Source organism: Haladaptatus sp. QDMS2 (assembly GCF_029338295.1).
Lineage (GTDB): Archaea > Halobacteriota > Halobacteria > Halobacteriales > Halococcaceae > QDMS2.
In genome coordinates this window covers 2,081,712-2,097,022 of sequence record NZ_CP119791.1, presented here as the reverse complement: position 1 = coordinate 2,097,022, position 15,311 = coordinate 2,081,712, and the positions used below count along the sequence as shown (strand labels likewise).

19 protein-coding genes are annotated in these 15,311 nt (G+C 62.3%); 8 read left to right on the top strand and 11 right to left on the bottom strand.

Annotated features, from left to right (window positions below; translation table 11 throughout):
* Positions 1–128: 128 nt before the first annotated feature.
* Together P1M51_RS11415 and P1M51_RS11410 are read left to right on the top strand one after the other, a co-directional pair.
* Complete coding sequence (locus tag P1M51_RS11415) at positions 129–515, top strand: VOC family protein (protein ID WP_276248334.1); 387 nt, start codon at positions 129–131, stop codon at positions 513–515.
* Between the two features lie 116 nt (positions 516–631).
* Positions 632–1,231, top strand: coding sequence for a hypothetical protein (locus P1M51_RS11410; protein ID WP_276274464.1), 600 nt, complete (start codon positions 632–634; stop codon positions 1,229–1,231).
* 3 nt (positions 1,232–1,234) lie between these two features.
* Here P1M51_RS11410 and P1M51_RS11405 read toward each other — a convergent pair whose 3' ends face one another.
* The 3 genes from P1M51_RS11405 to P1M51_RS11395 form a co-directional block, all read right to left on the bottom strand.
* Positions 1,235–1,669, bottom strand: coding sequence for a thioesterase family protein (locus tag P1M51_RS11405; RefSeq protein ID WP_276274463.1), 435 nt, complete (start codon positions 1,667–1,669; stop codon positions 1,235–1,237).
* A gap of 43 nt (positions 1,670–1,712) precedes the next feature.
* Positions 1,713–3,251, bottom strand: coding sequence for a (R)-citramalate synthase (locus P1M51_RS11400; RefSeq protein WP_276274462.1), 1,539 nt, complete (start codon positions 3,249–3,251; stop codon positions 1,713–1,715).
* A gap of 71 nt (positions 3,252–3,322) precedes the next feature.
* Positions 3,323–3,670 (bottom strand): DUF192 domain-containing protein, encoded by a 348-nt coding sequence (locus tag P1M51_RS11395; protein WP_276274461.1) that lies wholly within the window; start codon positions 3,668–3,670, stop codon positions 3,323–3,325.
* A 74-nt stretch (positions 3,671–3,744) separates the two neighbouring features.
* On the opposite strand from P1M51_RS11395, the gene P1M51_RS11390 reads away from it, so the two are divergent.
* The gene (locus P1M51_RS11390) at positions 3,745–4,269 is read left to right on the top strand and encodes a hypothetical protein (RefSeq protein WP_276274460.1); all 525 of its coding nucleotides are present in this window, start codon (positions 3,745–3,747) and stop codon (positions 4,267–4,269) included.
* Here the strand turns inward: P1M51_RS11390 and P1M51_RS11385 are convergent, their stop codons facing one another.
* Positions 4,270–5,526 carry a hypothetical protein gene (locus P1M51_RS11385; protein ID WP_276274459.1) on the bottom strand — a complete coding sequence of 419 codons (1,257 nt, stop codon included), beginning with the start codon at positions 5,524–5,526 and terminating at the stop codon, positions 4,270–4,272.
* Between the two features lie 120 nt (positions 5,527–5,646).
* Between P1M51_RS11385 and P1M51_RS11380 the strand changes: the two genes are divergently transcribed.
* From P1M51_RS11380 to P1M51_RS11370, 3 genes are read left to right on the top strand one after another with little or no spacing between them, the layout of a single operon-like run.
* Entirely contained in the window at positions 5,647–6,081 is a 435-nt protein-coding gene (locus tag P1M51_RS11380; protein ID WP_276274458.1) for a VOC family protein, read from the top strand.
* A gap of 57 nt (positions 6,082–6,138) precedes the next feature.
* On the top strand, positions 6,139–6,687 hold the full coding sequence (locus tag P1M51_RS11375; protein ID WP_276248326.1) for a GMP synthase subunit A: 549 nt from the start codon (positions 6,139–6,141) through the stop codon (positions 6,685–6,687).
* A gap of 35 nt (positions 6,688–6,722) precedes the next feature.
* The gene (locus P1M51_RS11370; protein ID WP_276248325.1) at positions 6,723–8,579 is read left to right on the top strand and encodes a DUF2070 family protein; all 1,857 of its coding nucleotides are present in this window, start codon (positions 6,723–6,725) and stop codon (positions 8,577–8,579) included.
* A gap of 42 nt (positions 8,580–8,621) precedes the next feature.
* Here the strand turns inward: P1M51_RS11370 and P1M51_RS11365 are convergent, their stop codons facing one another.
* From P1M51_RS11365 to P1M51_RS11345, 5 genes are all read right to left on the bottom strand, one after another.
* Positions 8,622–8,858, bottom strand: a complete 237-nt coding sequence (locus P1M51_RS11365) for a DUF3194 domain-containing protein (RefSeq protein WP_276248324.1) — start codon at positions 8,856–8,858, stop codon at positions 8,622–8,624.
* 1 nt (position 8,859) lies between these two features.
* A complete protein-coding gene (locus P1M51_RS11360; protein WP_276248323.1) occupies positions 8,860–9,234 on the bottom strand; it encodes a prefoldin subunit beta in 375 nt (124 codons plus the stop codon).
* Positions 9,235–9,273: 39 nt separating this feature from the next.
* A complete protein-coding gene (locus P1M51_RS11355) occupies positions 9,274–9,558 on the bottom strand; it encodes a KEOPS complex subunit Pcc1 (RefSeq protein ID WP_276248322.1) in 285 nt (94 codons plus the stop codon).
* Between the two features lie 64 nt (positions 9,559–9,622).
* Positions 9,623–9,757, bottom strand: coding sequence for a DNA-directed RNA polymerase subunit P (locus P1M51_RS11350; protein WP_276248321.1), 135 nt, complete (start codon positions 9,755–9,757; stop codon positions 9,623–9,625).
* A 12-nt stretch (positions 9,758–9,769) separates the two neighbouring features.
* Entirely contained in the window at positions 9,770–10,054 is a 285-nt protein-coding gene (locus P1M51_RS11345; protein ID WP_276248320.1) for a 50S ribosomal protein L37ae, read from the bottom strand.
* A 230-nt stretch (positions 10,055–10,284) separates the two neighbouring features.
* Here P1M51_RS11345 and P1M51_RS11340 point away from each other — a divergent pair, with 230 nt between their 5' ends.
* Entirely contained in the window at positions 10,285–11,505 is a 1,221-nt protein-coding gene (locus P1M51_RS11340) for an MFS transporter (protein WP_276248319.1), read from the top strand.
* Between the two features lies 1 nt (position 11,506).
* Here P1M51_RS11340 and P1M51_RS11335 read toward each other — a convergent pair whose 3' ends face one another.
* Both P1M51_RS11335 and truD read right to left on the bottom strand, forming a co-directional pair.
* Entirely contained in the window at positions 11,507–12,226 is a 720-nt protein-coding gene (locus P1M51_RS11335) for a DUF2103 domain-containing protein (RefSeq protein WP_276248318.1), read from the bottom strand.
* Between the two features lie 39 nt (positions 12,227–12,265).
* The gene (gene truD, locus P1M51_RS11330; RefSeq protein ID WP_276248317.1) at positions 12,266–13,585 is read right to left on the bottom strand and encodes a tRNA pseudouridine(13) synthase TruD; all 1,320 of its coding nucleotides are present in this window, start codon (positions 13,583–13,585) and stop codon (positions 12,266–12,268) included.
* Positions 13,586–14,014: 429 nt separating this feature from the next.
* Between truD and P1M51_RS11325 the strand changes: the two genes are divergently transcribed.
* Positions 14,015–15,310, top strand: coding sequence for a transposase (locus P1M51_RS11325; protein WP_276274457.1), 1,296 nt, complete (start codon positions 14,015–14,017; stop codon positions 15,308–15,310).
* Position 15,311: the final 1 nt, after the last annotated feature.

Below are 15,311 nucleotides of genomic sequence, written 5' to 3'. Positions count from 1 at the left end.
TAACTGTATCAGGGATACAGTATATCACAGAACGAGTTTTTAGTTTAGATGGGTTCTGGAAGCAGAAGCGGCCGTTTCCGTGCGAATCTATTAATCTGCTGGCATCCTACGAAATCTGGGAAATTCAGATGGGACGCATTGTTCACTTCGAGATTCACGCACAGAACCCAGAGCGCGCCCTCGAATTCTACGAGAACGTCTTCGACTGGACCGCAGAGCAGTGGGGCGACATGGACTACTGGCTGCTCGTCACTGGCGAGGCGGACGAACCGGGCATTGACGGCGCAATCACCAAACGAGAGGGGCCAAGACCTACGGGCCACGACCCGTTTAATGGGTTTGCCTGTACGGTGGACGTCGACTCGGTGGACGAGACGGTGGACCTGGTCGAACGCTTCGGCGGGAAAGTCATCACCGAAAAACACGCCGTCGATGGCGTCGGCTGGCTCGCGTACTGTGAGGACACTGAAGGCAACCAGTTCGGGTTGATGGAAGCCGACGAGACGGCCGCCTGAGCCAAGCTTAGTTGCTGATACAGCTGTCGAAGGTGAGTTTGACGGTAGTACGGGATGGACCGCAAGTGGCGAACGTGTAGAGAAGACATTTACCGGTATTGTGTGATTTTCTCGATATGACTGCCCCTCGGTTTCGCCGCCGCCAATTGCTCACACTAACCGGAGTCGGGCTGTCTGGTGCGCTCACGGCGTGTCTCGATACGGCCCCCTCCGACGTGAACACCAGCACGGAAACGCCCGAACCGTCACGAACACCGCCCAGCTACGATTGTGGGGCAGCCTACCGACCAGAACCAAATCCACCACGCGCTGAGAATGCGGTCGAACCGAAAGCGTACCCGTCACGTCCCGAGTCGATCGAAAACGGAGGTGGCATCGTCGAGTACGTCACTGAATACGAAAAAGCGTACAGAGTGAACTCGTTGCTGGCCCAGTACGGGGACCGCCTCACCAACGTCTCGATTTGGATAGACGAGACACGGACCTACGACGCGCCTGAACAGACTGCTCTCGTTCGAGTTCAATATCGATATTCTGAAACCGTCGAGACGGAAGATGGAGCTGTTATCGGCGACTCTCCCCGTATTTTTGTGACGTACTACGTCGACCAGTCGGTCGTCATCCGTGCAGAGAGTACCGGGGCGAGTGATGACTCAGAGACACTCCATCCCGACCCTTGGCGAGGCGGGCGAACAGTTGATTGCTTCGGGTCGTGATTGTTACCGGACCTCCGGCGGCGTCTCCTGAAACGCGAGCAGCGCCTCGCGGAAGTCGTCTGGAATCGCAATTGCCTCGCCCGTCTGCGCGCTCACGGCGACGTGGGTGACGTGGCCCGAGGCGAACAGTGTGTCGTCGGCCTTCTTTCGGGCGCGGTAGGCGAACGTGATGCTCTTCGTGCCGAGTTCTGCGACGCGCATCGCGTTCACGACTACGTCGTCGAACTTCGCGGGGGCGTGGTAATCTACATCCACGTGGACGACGTGGACGTCCCAGCCTTTGTCTGCGAACGTGTCGTAGCCGTAGTCAATCTCCCGGAGGAAGGCGTTGAACGTCTCGTCCTGGAAGGTGACGTAGTTTCCGTAGAAGACGACGCCCTGCATGTCTGTCTCGGCGAAGCGCACCCGGTTTTCGAACACGTCGTAGAATTCAGCCATGGCTCTTCTCGGGTGGCGCACACGAAAAGCGTGTTGCGAGTGGTCAGTCGTCGGCGACCACGCGCGTCGATTCGGTGGCGAGTAGTCGGTCGAGTGCGTCGACCATCGCGTTGACGCTCGCGCGGGTGATGTCCGCTTCACTGGAGGACACCGTGACGTGGCGGCCATCGCGGGACATCTCGACTTCGACGGTCACGACGGCGTCCGTGCCGCCCGTGATGGCGTCGACGTGGTAGCTGTCGAGCTGGGCGTCCGCCGCCGGACCGAGCGCCGACCGAACGGCCGAGACGGCCGCGTCGACGGGGCCGCTTCCCGTACCGGAAGCGACGCGCTCTTCGCCATCGACGAGGAGGCGAACGCTCGCGGTTGGCGTACCGCCACCCGAGGCGGCGGTGAGGCCGAGCAATTCGACGCGCCGGTCGCGCTCTCGTTGCTGGACTTCTTCTGCAATCGTGAGGAGGTCGGCGTCGGTGACGCGCTTGCCCCGGTCGCCGAGTTCCTTCACGCGGGAGACGACCGTCGCGAGTTCGTCGTCACTAACGCTGACGCCGTGTTCTTCGAGTGCGGCCTCGACACCCGCACGCCCGGCGTGCTTGCCGAGGACGAGGCGGCGCTCCCGACCCACCTTTTCTGGGGGGTAGGGTTCGTACATCGCGTCGTCTTTGAGCGTGCCGTCGGTGTGGATGCCGCTCTCGTGGCTGAAGGCGTTCTCGCCGCAGACGGCCTTGTTCGGCGCGAGCGGGATGCCCGTCGCCGTGGCCACGGTCTGTGCGAGGGAGAACAGCCGGGTCGTATCCACCGTCTCGATGCCGTAGCCGTGGTCTAAGGCGATGGCGACCTCTTCTAAGGCGACGTTGCCGGCGCGCTCGCCGATGCCGTTTACCGTCGCGTGAATGAGGTCTGCGCCCGCCCGCACGCTGGCGAGGACGTTCGAGACGGCGAGGCCGAGGTCGTCGTGGGTGTGCGTGCCCGTCGGTCCTAATTGGGCCAGTCGGGAGACGGCCTCGTAGGTGTGTTCGGGCGTCGCGTGCCCGACGGTGTCGCAGTAGCAGACGCGGTCTGCACCAGCGTCTAAGGCCGCGCCCATCAATCGTTCGAGGTAGTCTAAGTCGGCGCGCGACCCGTCTTCGCCGAGGACTTCGACCCAGAGGTCGTGGTCGCGGGCGTATTCGACGAGCGAGACGGTGTTCGCGACGACGTCGTCGCGGGTCGTCCCGACTTTCGTTTCGATGTGGCGGTCGCTCGACGGCACGACGAGGTGGACGCCGTCGACGCCGCAGTCGAGTGCGAGGTCGATGTCTCCCTGCACGCCGCGGGCGAAACTCGTCACCCGGGCGTCGAGGCCGAGCGAGGCGACTCGCGAGATAGTCTCGCGCTCGCCCGCGCCGGTGCAGGCGCTGCCCGCCTCGATGACGGAGACCCGCGCCCGGTCTAACTCGCGGGCAATCTGGGCCTTCTGGTCTGGAGTGAGCGAGACACCTGGGGCTTGCTCACCGTCGCGAAGCGTTGTATCTACGAACTGTACGGAAACCGAGTCAGAGGTGAGATGTGATTCGGGAAGGGACCCGAATAAAACGGTCACTGGTCATGATAGCCATCCTCACGAAACGCCCCTGGGGACTTAAACCAGGCTGATGTGGCAGATGTTGCTGTTCAATCGACAAGGGCGAGACGGTCGCCGATAGCCACGTCGCTCGCCGCACCCTCGGGCAACTCGACGATGAGGTCGGCCGTCGCCGCTCCGTAGCCGAGCCACGGGCGCAGGGTTTCGACCTTCACCACCTCGCTGTCTCGCGCCCAGATGACGTCGATTGGGAAGAACACGAACAGCATGTGGATGTCGCGCCGTCGCGCCTTCGAAAACCGGAAGGCGAGTCCGTAGTCGTCGGAAATCGACCGGCGGAACATGAGGCCAACGCCCTGCTGGAGGACGTTGTCGGCCGTCTCCACCTGCGTGGCGAGCACGTGCCGGCCCTCGGCTGAATCGTGAACGAGTCGCACACGCTGTCGTCGGCGGGCGGGCGGAAAAGTGATTCGGGAGTCAGTTTCAAATCCACGGACGCGCAACGTGGGGTATGGCGAAGACGCCGCAGGGAACCTCCGTCGGGGTGGACGATCCCTACGCCCACGTCGAGCGGTGCGACCACCTCACCGACGACGGGCGGTGTCGCTACGCCTTCCACTACGCCGGCAACGACCCCGAGTTCGCCGCGGCGCGGAAAGCAGACGATTTTCAGTGTCCGGTGGTTGACCCTGAGAGCAACTGGGAGTGGCGCGACTGTCCGCACTTTCGCTCGACTGAGCACAACCGCGAGTGCGCCCGCTGTGGCTTAGAAGAGCGACTGAACAAACACTCCACCACGGTCCGTCCACTCCTCGAAGAACACCACCTCTCCTACGCCGACCGGGAGGCCGGCACCCACGAAATCACGGTGTTTCTCTGTCGGTGGTGTCACGCGAAGATTCACAACTCCTTTGCGAGAATCGACGACGACGCGAGTCCCGATCCCGAAGCCATCGCCGAGGGCGAAACACGCCGAGGTCAGGAGCTTGACGAACTGGGCTTTCAGACAGCGAGCGAGCGCAGGAAAAACGAGTAATCAGGGTACGCCGGCCGGATTGTTCGTCCAATACGCCCCAATCATCGCAATCGCGTCTTCGTCCTGCCAACCCACGGTGACGTCATCAGGGTCGAATGAGCTGGACGCCTCGAAGGTGAGCCATCCCTCGCGGGTGTCGTGGTCGTCCGGGAGATACGGGTAGAATCCAGGATGGCGTCCGTAGTTTGCCGAGTACCAGTCTCCGTTCGACCCAAGGACGAACTGCCAGATTTCACCACTGATATCTTCCATGGAAATCCAGGCGTGGACGAAGGTGTTTGCCGAGTCTTTCTTGTCCAGCGCGATGGCATCGTAGTCGAAGACGGGGACGAAGTAGCTCGTCTGGTCCCCCACGTCTATGTCGATGGTAATTCGCTTTCCGTCCCACAGTTCGAAGGACTCACCAAAGGCGAGCACCGGCCGTGTAAACCGTATCTGCCGTTCCTCGTCGAGTGCCTCGATCCGAATCGTGTACGGTGCGTCCCACCACCCCTTGATTTCCTCGCTCTGGAAAGTCGCCTGCTCGCCGGGTCCGAGGGTCACAGCCCACTGGAACGGTTTCGTCGGCCAATCGAACCAGTAATCGACTTTCGTGTTGACCTCCGTCTCGAATTCACCTGTTGCGTCCCCCGTATTCTCGACGGTAAACGAGTAGGTGAACGCCGTGCCCATATCCACCTCTTCGGGTGCGTCGAAGGCGACGAGTTCGAAGGTGGCCTGTCCGGTTGGCTCCTCGGTCGTCGTTTCTGTCGGTTCCTCGGTGGTCGGTTCCTGGGCTGTCTCAGTGGGCGTCTCTGTGGGTTCCTCGGTCGTAGTCGTCGATTCTTCCGTGGTCGTCGGCTCCTGAGTCGTGGTCGTAGGCTCCTCGGTCGTCGTAGATTGTTGGGTCGTCTGTTCTTGCGTCGTCTGCTCTTGTGTCGCCGTTTCTGTGGTTTGCGTCGGTTCCTCGGTGGTCGGCTGTTGGGTCGTCTCGGCTGGTTCCTGAGTCGTGGGTTCGGCTTCCGTTTCAGTCGGCTGCTCAGCAGTAGTTCCTGGTTCGCTTTCGGTTGGCTCCTGTGTGGTCTGGGTCTTGGTCGTCGCCTCGCTCGTTGGTGTTTCAGTCGTCGGGTCTTCCTGCGACGCTCTGTCTGCCGTCGTGAGCGGTGGAATGTCGTCCGACGGAGGCTCAGTCGTCGGGCCCTGCTCGGCCGACGTACAACCCGCCACTCCCAGTGCACCCCCCGCCGCAAGCAGTTCCATGTACTCGCGTCTGTCCATCCCTGACGATTCGATGGAAGGCGATATAGTGTTGTGTAAAAAATATAATATCTGTGACTATCTGGTCTGTTGATGGGTAGCCACAACGGACTTGTGTCCCACTCGCCACGACACGATTCAATGAACCACCCAACCCTCGTCGGCCACGTCCACCTCAAGGTGCGGGACCTCTCGCGTGCCCACAATTTCTACACGGAGGTGCTCGCCCTCGGGGAGACCGAGCGCCACCAGAACTACGTCTTCCTCTCGTGGGGCGAGCGCCACCACGACGTCGCTCTTCAGGAGATTGGGCCGCACGCGGCGGGACCGGGCGACGGGGTGGGGATGTTCCACGCCGCGTTCGAAGTCGAGTCGGTCGAAGTGATGCAGGACATCTACCGGAAACTCGTCGTCCGCGAGGTGGACGTGGCGGCGCTCGATCACGGCATCAGTAAAGCGCTCTACTTCGACGACCCGGACGGCAACGGCCTCGAAGTGTACCTCGACACGCGCGCCGCGAACGACCAGCGGACGTGGGACGGGTACAACGGCCGGTTCGACCCGCTCGCACTCTGACGCGAAAATCGGCCCGTTTCAGGAGGTTTATACGACGATACTCGCTACTCACCGCTAATGACCCGCATCGTCGTGATTAACAATCACGGGCAGTTCACCCACTTAGAACACCGGGCGCTGCGCGACCTCGGCATCGACACGGACCTTATCGACAACGACACGCCGCCCGAAGACATCGACGCGGACGGCATCGTCCTCTCGGGCGGCCCCAGCATGGACGACATCGGGCGCTGTGAAGAGTATCTCGAGATGGACGTGCCGGTGCTCGGCATCTGTCTCGGCATGCAGATTATGGCCGAAAAACTCGGCGGGCGCGTCGGCGGCGGCGAGTACGGCGGCTATGCCGACGTGACGGTCGAGATTCTCGACGAAAACGACCCGCTCCTCGGGTCGCTCGCACCCGAAACACGCGTCTGGGCCAGCCACGCAGACGAGGTCAAAGAACTCCCCGAGGGCTTCACCCACACCGGCACGAGCGACGTCTGTGGCATCGAATCCATGAGCAACGTAGACCGTGACCTCTACGGCGTCCAGTGGCACCCAGAAGTCGCCCACACCGACGAGGGCGAGGAAGTGTTCGAGAACTTCCGCGCCATCTGCGAGTAACGGGATTTTTGTCCTCTCCTTAGAAGTATTGAGTAATGACTGCCACGCAAGGTGACCTTGCGGCACTTTCTCGCTATATCTTCCGCGCACCGCGGTGGTATTCCAGCCTCGCATTTGCCCTCTTCATCGCCGCCGTCGCCGGAGTCGCGGCTTTCGACTTCCGGTTCGTCCTCGAAGACGCCTGGCAGGGCATCTTCTTCATCGGCGTCCCGACTATCATCGCGAGCGTGCTGACCCCGTGGATCGACGGCAAACTCGGCGGCCAACTCACGCGCAATCGCGCGTCGTTGCTCGCGCTCGCTGGCGAACTCGTCGTCATCGCCTTCCTCATCGTCGCGGGTGTCATCGCCGTGTTCACCCCCCTTGGACAGGGGTTCGTCTTCGACGCGTTGCTCGCCGCCCTCGCGAGCGTGTACGCCCTCCGACTGCTCGTCGTGATGGCCGTCTCGCGCAAATCGCTACTCATCGCGTCGATTCCCGCGAGTATCCAGACAGTGGCCGCCGCGGCGCTTCTGTTCGTCTACTCCGGCACGATGCGCTACTTCGAAATCGGCGGCCCGCTCGCCCAGTCGTATCTCTCGCGACCGGACCGAGCACCGCCCGAACTGCTCGTCATCATCCCACAGGACTTCCTCATTCTCGGCGTCATCTGCGTCCTCTATGCCGCCGCCGTCTGGGCGTTCCTCGCCGTCATCGACCGTCCGTGGCGACGCAGCATGAACGTCTCCGTCCTCGACTTCATCCGCGGATTCATCGGCCATATCGCCGAGGGGTCTCGCGAACTGGAGACGTTCTTCGAGGATATCGGCGAGGAGGCCATCGTCCCCGTCACCGTGCTCTCGTTTCGAACCCCCGGTGGGCGTGAGAAGGCACGATTTACCCTGCCGATGATTCATCCCGGGCCGATGGGTGAAATCGGCGGGGGGAACCTTCCCGAGCGGGTCGCAGACTGGTCTGACGGGCTGGCCTTTCCGCCCCACGCGACGGCGGGTCACGACTTCAATCTCGTCACGGAACACGAGGTGGATTCGATTCTCGACGCCGCCACCGAGGCGTTCGATAACATAACCTACAGTCAGGACGCCACCCGGAGCGTTCGCGAGAAGGTCGGCGACGCCTCACTCCTCGGGCAGGCGTTCGGTGACGACGCGCTGCTCGTTTCGACGTTCTCGCCGAAGTTCGCAGACGACGTGGAGTTCTCCATCGGGATGACCGCGGGTGCGGAGGCACGCGTCCACGGCCTCCAGGACGTGATGCTCGTCGACGCCCACAACTCGAACAACGGCCTTACGGGACCGGACCTCGGGCACGTCGTGCCGGGAAGTAAGCGGTCGTACGACATGATTCAGGCATCTGGGGCCGTCGCCGCGGCGCTCGCTCGCGCCCCTCGCGGCCCGGCGCAACTCGGGGTGGCGTGGGACCGGACGCCCTGGTCGCCTCCGCAGGGCATCGGCCCGCTCGGCGTCCGCGTCGCCCTCGTCGAAGTCGACGACCAGCTCACCGCGTACGTCCTCGTGGACGGCAACAACATGGAGCCGGGCTTGCGCGATCGCATCGTCGAGGCGATTCCGGATGTAGACCAAGCCGAAGTGATGACCACCGACACCCACGTGGTGAACACGGTGAAATCGGCAAATCAGGTCGGTGGCGCGATTCCCCACGACGAACTCGTCGACCTCATCATCTCGCTCACGGAGGCGGCCCGCGCCGACTTAGAACCCGTCGAGGCCGGGATGGCCACGTCGCGCGCGGAAGTGACGGTGTTCGGCAACGACCGCACGGAAACCCTCGCGAGTCACGCGAACGCGCTCATGTCGATGGGCGGGGCGCTCGCCGCGGCGTTCATCGTCGTCGTCTTCGGCGTGAGCATCCTCATCTTCTTGCTGGCGTAGCCGTCGCTCACCACGAAAATAAACGGAGAAGTGCGTGCCGACTCAGGCCGATTCCGCTTCGAACAGGTCGTCGACCGCGTCCTGTGCCGCGCGGGCGGCCTCGTCGGCAACCGCTTCGGCGTCGCCGGGTGCGTTCAGATACACGTCGACTTCGAGGACGCCATCCTCGAAGTGGACGGTGATGTCGAGGTCTTTGACCTCGGAGTTCTTGTAGCGTGCGAAGACGAGTCCTTCAGCAGCCTCTGCGGCCGTCTGAACGACTTCGTCGTCGGTTGGCATCTTACTGCGCGCCGCCTGCGCCGCCCATTGCACCGCCGCCGAGCATCTGCTGGAGCTCCTCCTGGAGTTCTTCGAACTGGCTCTCGACGCGGTCTTCTTGCTTCGTGAGCGTCTCGACGCGGATTTCGAGCGTGTCGACCTTGTCAGAGAGGTTCTCTTTTGCTTCTTCGTAGGTGGTCTGGATGAACAGTTCGCCGACTTCGCGGTACATCGTCGCGTCCTCGTCTACGTTCTCGAGTTCTTCGAGCGCCGCTTTGGCTTCCTGAAGGGAGGACTCTGCGGTCTGTTTCTGGGTTGCGACCTGCTGGGCGGTCTGCTGGAGACCCTGCAGTTCTTCGAGCTTTTCCTGTGCTTCCGGTGGAAGATTACCCTGCATGTGTCCACCGTAGCGGTGCTCACTGAAAAACCCTGTCTCTTAGTGCTCCGCGTCGAAACCCACGTCCGCAAGCGATTCTGCTGTTTTGACGAGGGTGAGCCACGTGTTGCACCCTGCGCGCAAGGCGACGAGGTCTGCCGCCCCGACTTCGACGGTGACCGTCGCCCCCTCGCGGGTGAGCGTGGCGGTGGTGCGGTCGCCCTCGATTTCGTCGAGTTCCTGGCGGACGCTCCGTGCCACTATGCGGGCGTAGGCGTCGGTTTCGTACTCGAACGAGAGAATCGCGGTGTGCAACGGTTCTGCGTCCTCGAAAGAATGATTCATTGCTGATTCAGGCGCCGGCTCCGGCGGCGGTGTGGCCACCGCCCGCCGGCATCGAGGTCGCCGATTACTTGACGTCGACTTCTTTGACCACGCGACTGCGCTCTTTTAAGAGCACACGGTGGCCGCAGTACGGACAGCGAACGCCGCCGTACTCGTCGAGTTCGACGTCCCGCTTGCAGCGCGAACACTTGTAGCTCATATGAGAGTGGTATTATTCGTCGTCGCTCGAGAGGGCGGCGCGAATGGAGCGGTTGACAGACTTGCCACCGGGCGTCGCCGGTCGGTAGGTGCCGCCTGCGAACTTGTAGTCACAGCGGGCACACTGCCAGATGCCGGTTCCCTGACGGGTGACCTTGTGGGCACCGCACTCGGGGCAGGCGTGTTTCTTGTTCATGTCCGATTCGATCTCAGCTACACGGCGTCGCGCAACGCGACCGTAGCGTGCGCCGAACCGACCGGCGCTGCCGGTTCGTCGACCCTTCTTTTGCTCGGCCATAATACGTGTGCATACCCCCAGGGGACAGATAAAGCCTTTGAGTTGCGGAGGCGCTCTGCGGGGGTTTGTCAGGGGTGCAACGACGGCGTTTCCGGGCGTGTGTGGCGCGTTCGCAAAAACCGTAGAAGCCGGTTGAGACACCCGTGAACGACAGGGATAACCCCCCTGTCGAACCATCTTCGGTACCCAATGCGTTCGATTCTGTCGTCCCGCAAAAGCAGGCCGATTCGATGACCCGTCCGCGTACCATCATCATCGCGGTTATCGTGAGCACCTTCTTCGTCGGGTTTGGCGGCGGCGTCGTGTTCCCTATCCTCCCGAACCTCGGCGCACTGCTCGGTATTTCGCCGTTCGTCGTCGGACTCATTTTGAGTGCGAACCGATTTACGCGGGTCATTGCCAACACCCCTGCTGGGTCGCTTATCGACCGTATCGGAACGCGAAAGCCGTTCATTGCGGGACTGTTCGTCGAGGGTATCGCCACGTTCGGCTACGTCGTCGCGCTGAACGCCGGATTCCCCGAAGCATGGTTCCTCGCTGCTCGCATCTGCTGGGGCTTCGGCAGCGCACTCGTCTTCGCCACCGCATACACGATTGCCGCAGACGTGAGTACGGGGCAATCTCGGGGGACGAACATGGGCGTCGTCCGAGGTGGGATGACGCTTGGCTTCCCCGCTGGGCTGGTCATGGGTGGAGTCGTGAGTGACCTCTACTCTGTCACGACAGCGTTCGTCCTCGCGGCGGCGTTCGCCCTGCTTGCGAGTGCCATCGCCTATGTCGCGATTCCTGAGACGCACATCTCCGGGCCGCCACGGCGCGTAAAACTGTGGGACGTTGACGTGAGTGCCTCCGCACTCACTGTTGGCGCGGTTAACTTTGGGCTTTATTTTGCGTACCTCGGTGCGCTGTTCTCTACGCTCGTCCTTTTTCTCGATTTCCATGATCTCAGTATCTGGGGCTACGGCCCACAGGGGATGTCCGGGCTGTTAATGGCCGTGACGGTCGTTGCCGCGGCCGCATTCACCTTCGGTGGCGGAAAACTGAGTGACGACTACGGCGCGCGCGTCCCGGTCTTGCTTGGCTTCCTCGTCGTCTCGTTCGTCGGGTTCGCCTTGCTCGCCCTCGCAGAAACCATCCCTCTCCTTGCACTTGCTTGCCTGCTCATCGGCATGGGGCAGGGTGGGACGAGCGGCCCGCTCATCGCGCTTCTCGCCGACTTCACACCCACGGAACGAATGGGGCGAGCGACCGCGACGAACAACGTACTCGGAGACTTGGGCGGCGCACTTGGGCCGTTGGTGTCACTCCCGCTCATCGATGCGCTCGGCTTCGCACCAGTGTACGCCACTTGTGCGATCATTCCGCTCGTGGCGGGCCTCCTCCTTGTCGGAAGCGTTTATTCACAGACTGGTGAACTCAACCCGACGACGGTGAGCCTCACAGACGACTGATTCACTGAAACCCTTCTTCGGCCAACGCCTCGTTCAGGTCGTCGCGGATGCGCTCGCCCATCTCGCGGTCGCTTGCGGTCGTCACGACGCGGTTCTCCTGGACGCTGGAGCCATCACGGAGCAGGAGGCGCACGTTACCGTGTTCGTCGGCGCGGGTGGCCTTGGCCCGGACGCCCGTCCGAGAACCGGACCCCCCGGCGTCGATGGGACCGGGAATTATCTTCTTCACGTTCGGGTGGCCGGCGACGAGCATGATGACCTTCTGGCCCGCTCGCTCGCCGATGAGCGTGGTGTGCGAGCCGCCGAGTTTCTCCTTCGGGTCCAACTCCACGACTTCCAGGGCCGGTTCGCCAAGGCGGGCGAGGACGGCCTCCACCGGGTCGTCGCCCGAAACACGATAGAAGTCGTAGTGGGCCTGTGCACGGACGGCCTGAATGACCGCTCGGTCGCCAGTGGCGTACACTTCGTCGGGGCGTTTTCGCTGGAGGTCGTCGGCGATGCGTCCAGCGAAGTTCCGCAGCTCGACAGTCGATAGTTCCTCGGCCGTCTCGGGCGTCGTCCGCACGTCGGAGTGGCCGACGAGCTCCTCCTCGTAGAGGAAGGTGAGGGTGGCGTGGTCGCGTTCCACGTCGAGGACGACGGTGTCGCAGTTGCGCGTCTGGCAGACCAGACAGTAGTCACCCGGGCGTTCGAGTGACGAGGCGCACTGGCGACAGTTCATGCGTGAAGGTGGCGCGCCATCGGGTTTAAAAAACGGGATTCACATCGAGTCCGGGTCGGTCTTCAGATACTCGCGCATGAGCACCGTCGCGTACGAACCCTTCGGCAACGAGAAGGTGAACGTCGTGTCCGCGGTTTCGAGGCCCGTTTGGAGGAGAATCGCCCGTCGGGTTCCCTTCGAGTGGAACTCCCCGGGCAGGTCGAAGTCCTCACGGGTGAGCCCCTCCGCTTCGAGCACTTCACGAGCAATTTCGCCGGGTTCGCCGTCTGCGAACTCCGTTTCCGTGCCGATGAGCGGAGCTGTCACGAACGCTCGCCCGCGTTCGCAGTGGCGGTTGATGGTGTCCACCCGTTTCTCCGTCACGGCTTGCTCGCGGTCGGTGTCGGGCAGGACGAGGTCGCCAGGGGCGTCCGCATCCGCGAAACAGACCACGTCGCCCGCAACGGCCCGGTCGAACGGAATTCCTCGGGCGAGTCGCTCGGAGAGAATCTGGTTGAACAGGTACGACTGTGCGGCGTTCACCATCAGGCGCTGAAGGTTCGTCGGGAAGGTTTCGAGTGCTTCGCGGAAGTCCTCGGGGGACTCGCCGCCGTTCTCTGCGAGTTTGTGGAGCATCGCCCGCTCGTAGTGCAGGTAGCCTGGATAATCTTCGAGGGCGGCCTTCCAGTCGCGGGTTTCACCGACGAACCGGCGGGCCTCGCGGGTCTGCTCGCGCTCTCGCTCGGAGGGGTTCGCGACGTAGGCCATGACCGCGGCCTCCCAGTCGCGACGGACGATGGCGAGGCCGACGTCGTGGCTCACCGGCCGCCTGCTTCCAAATCGCTGGTGGCCGAAGAAATTCGGCACGCCGACGATGCCGTCTCTGCCCCCGAACTCGGCGAGGTCCGCGGTGATGTCCGCCACGTTCTCAGGGTGGTCTGGGTCTCGCACTCGAATCTCGAACTCGTTGCCCGCGAGGTCACCGAACTGGAGGCCACGCCCGGCCCGTCCGAGCACCTCGATGTCTGCGTCGGGGATGTCCGGCAGGTCCTCGGGGTCGGCGTCGTAGATGCTGAACAACTGCGTCGTGACGGCGTGTTTGTCCTTCGTCCCGGCCCACGAGAGACGCTCGCGGCTGACGCCCATCCGGCTCGCGACCTCCTTCGTGAACTGGTTCGTGTCCCACGAGTCGAGCGTCGCCCGGAACACGAGGTAGGCGTACGACCCGGTATCTGCGTCCACGGGTTCGACGGAGAACCGTTCGAGTTCGCGTACCCGAAAGTCCTCCGGCGCGACCCGCAGTTTTCCGCCGATGCCCTCGGCGTCGCTCACGTAATGGTCGATGCCGACCAGTTGCTCGACGGGGTGGGCCGTTCGCATCAGCGTGCCCCTCCGAGCAGGTGAAGATTCATATCGGGGACTTCTCGCCAAGCGCCTTAAGCCCACCAACCTCGTCCCCACCCCGAGGTAACCTGGTTACGACGGTGTTGGCGCGGACTCATGTCGCCACCCGGCATAGTTCTGTGACATGGGGACGAAAAGCCACTCAAACCACTCCAGCCACGAACACTTCGTCTGTGCGTGCGGTGAGGTGTTCCACTCGGAGGAAGAACTCGAACAACACAAGAAAGAAGCCCACGGGAAGTAGCGACGGCGGGTCGATTTAGCTGGAAGAGAGGGCGCTAAGCCCCCTTCCTCAAGGAGCGAGTGAAGCGAGCGAGTAGGGAGGGGATACAGCGCCCACACGAGTTCCAAGCATGCTAATCAATACCATTAATACATCCCATTTCGTACGAATTGACACGTCGTATGATGTACAGTCCGCGCTTCCGGTTACTCCCAACCACGGAGCAACGCGGCGCGATGGACTGGCAACGAAACACCGTGCGACAAACCTACAACCACGCACTCCGCGAATTCAACCAGATACCCGAAGACGCTGGAACGCTCAGACAGCGCGTCTGGATGGTCCGAGACCGGCTCCCGGCGTTGAAAGACTGGTGGCCCGACCTCAAACTGGTGTACTCGACGGTTCTCCAGAAAGCCGTTGAGCGCATCCGAGATAACATCCAGAACCTCGGGAAACTCAAGGCCAAGGGATACGACGTGGGGTCGTTGAACTGGAAGAAACCGCGTGAGTTCAGGAGTTTCACGTACCGGCAATCGGGCTTCGAACTCGACACGAAGAGTGGCCCGAACGGTCGAGGACTCCTCGTACTCAAGAAACTCAAAGGCGAAACCCGCGAAATCCCGGTTCGCCTCCACCGCGACCTCCCTGAGAACGAGCAACTCAAGGAAGTCACGCTCAAGAAAGAGCCGACTGGGGCGTGGTATGCCTCGTTCGCCATCGAGACCGAGACGCCGAAGAAACCCGTCGTTGAGGACATAACTCCCGAGGACACCGTGGGGCTTGACCTCGGGGTTCTCAACTTCATCCACGACTCCGAGGGGCGCTCGATAGGGCGACTTGACTTGTCCGACGACCGAGAGCGGCTCGAACGCGAGCAACGCTCGCTCTCCCGCAAGACATACGAGTCCAAGAACTGGGAGAACCAACGGGAGAGGGTTGCAAACGTCCACGCCCGGATGACGGCGAAGAAACGCGACTTCCAGCACAAGCTCGCGCACTACTACACCACGGCGTACGACGCCGTGTTCGTCGAGAATCTCAACGTCAAAGGGATGCTCGAATCCCCGGAGAACGCTCGCAACAAGGCGGAAGTGGGCTGGCGCGACTTCATCATCATCCTCCAACACCACGGCGAGAAGAATGGCTGTCACGTCGTGGACGTTGGACCCGAAGGAACGACCAAAGAATGCGCGTCGTGTGGTGTCTCAACGTGGAAGCCGTTGTGGGTGCGCGAGCATTCGTGTCCCAGTTGTGGGTTCGAACTCGATAGGGATTGGAATGCGGCTCTCAACGTCCTCTCACGAGGACTCAAGAAACTAGGAGTGGTTCACTCCGAAGACACGCCTGTGGAGACTGCGATTGCTGTGTCTACTGACGGTGGCGAGTCATCGTCAATCGTCGTGGATGCAAGTCGCGTCTCAGAAGCAGGAAGCCCCGTCCTCAACGAACGCGTCAGCGCGAGTAGGGCGGGGTAGT

Excerpts from the sequence above, each read along its gene's own strand:
- P1M51_RS11415 (WP_276248334.1), top strand. The coding sequence starts at position 129 with ATGGGACGCATTGTTCACTTCGAGATTCACGCACAGAACCCAGAGCGC.
- P1M51_RS11410 (WP_276274464.1), top strand. The coding sequence starts at position 632 with ATGACTGCCCCTCGGTTTCGCCGCCGCCAATTGCTCACACTAACCGGA.
- P1M51_RS11405 (WP_276274463.1), bottom strand. The coding sequence starts at position 1,669 with ATGGCTGAATTCTACGACGTGTTCGAAAACCGGGTGCGCTTCGCCGAG.
- P1M51_RS11390 (WP_276274460.1), top strand. The coding sequence starts at position 3,745 with ATGGCGAAGACGCCGCAGGGAACCTCCGTCGGGGTGGACGATCCCTAC.
- P1M51_RS11385 (WP_276274459.1), bottom strand. The coding sequence starts at position 5,526 with ATGGACAGACGCGAGTACATGGAACTGCTTGCGGCGGGGGGTGCACTG.
- P1M51_RS11380 (WP_276274458.1), top strand. The coding sequence starts at position 5,647 with ATGAACCACCCAACCCTCGTCGGCCACGTCCACCTCAAGGTGCGGGAC.
- P1M51_RS11375 (WP_276248326.1), top strand. The coding sequence starts at position 6,139 with ATGACCCGCATCGTCGTGATTAACAATCACGGGCAGTTCACCCACTTA.
- P1M51_RS11370 (WP_276248325.1), top strand. The coding sequence starts at position 6,723 with ATGACTGCCACGCAAGGTGACCTTGCGGCACTTTCTCGCTATATCTTC.
- P1M51_RS11365 (WP_276248324.1), bottom strand. The coding sequence starts at position 8,858 with ATGCCAACCGACGACGAAGTCGTTCAGACGGCCGCAGAGGCTGCTGAA.
- P1M51_RS11360 (WP_276248323.1), bottom strand. The coding sequence starts at position 9,234 with ATGCAGGGTAATCTTCCACCGGAAGCACAGGAAAAGCTCGAAGAACTG.
- P1M51_RS11355 (WP_276248322.1), bottom strand. The coding sequence starts at position 9,558 with ATGAATCATTCTTTCGAGGACGCAGAACCGTTGCACACCGCGATTCTC.
- P1M51_RS11350 (WP_276248321.1), bottom strand. The coding sequence starts at position 9,757 with ATGAGCTACAAGTGTTCGCGCTGCAAGCGGGACGTCGAACTCGACGAG.
- P1M51_RS11345 (WP_276248320.1), bottom strand. The coding sequence starts at position 10,054 with ATGGCCGAGCAAAAGAAGGGTCGACGAACCGGCAGCGCCGGTCGGTTC.
- P1M51_RS11340 (WP_276248319.1), top strand. The coding sequence starts at position 10,285 with ATGACCCGTCCGCGTACCATCATCATCGCGGTTATCGTGAGCACCTTC.
- P1M51_RS11335 (WP_276248318.1), bottom strand. The coding sequence starts at position 12,226 with ATGAACTGTCGCCAGTGCGCCTCGTCACTCGAACGCCCGGGTGACTAC.
- truD (WP_276248317.1), bottom strand. The coding sequence starts at position 13,585 with ATGCGAACGGCCCACCCCGTCGAGCAACTGGTCGGCATCGACCATTAC.
- P1M51_RS11325 (WP_276274457.1), top strand. The coding sequence starts at position 14,015 with ATGATGTACAGTCCGCGCTTCCGGTTACTCCCAACCACGGAGCAACGC.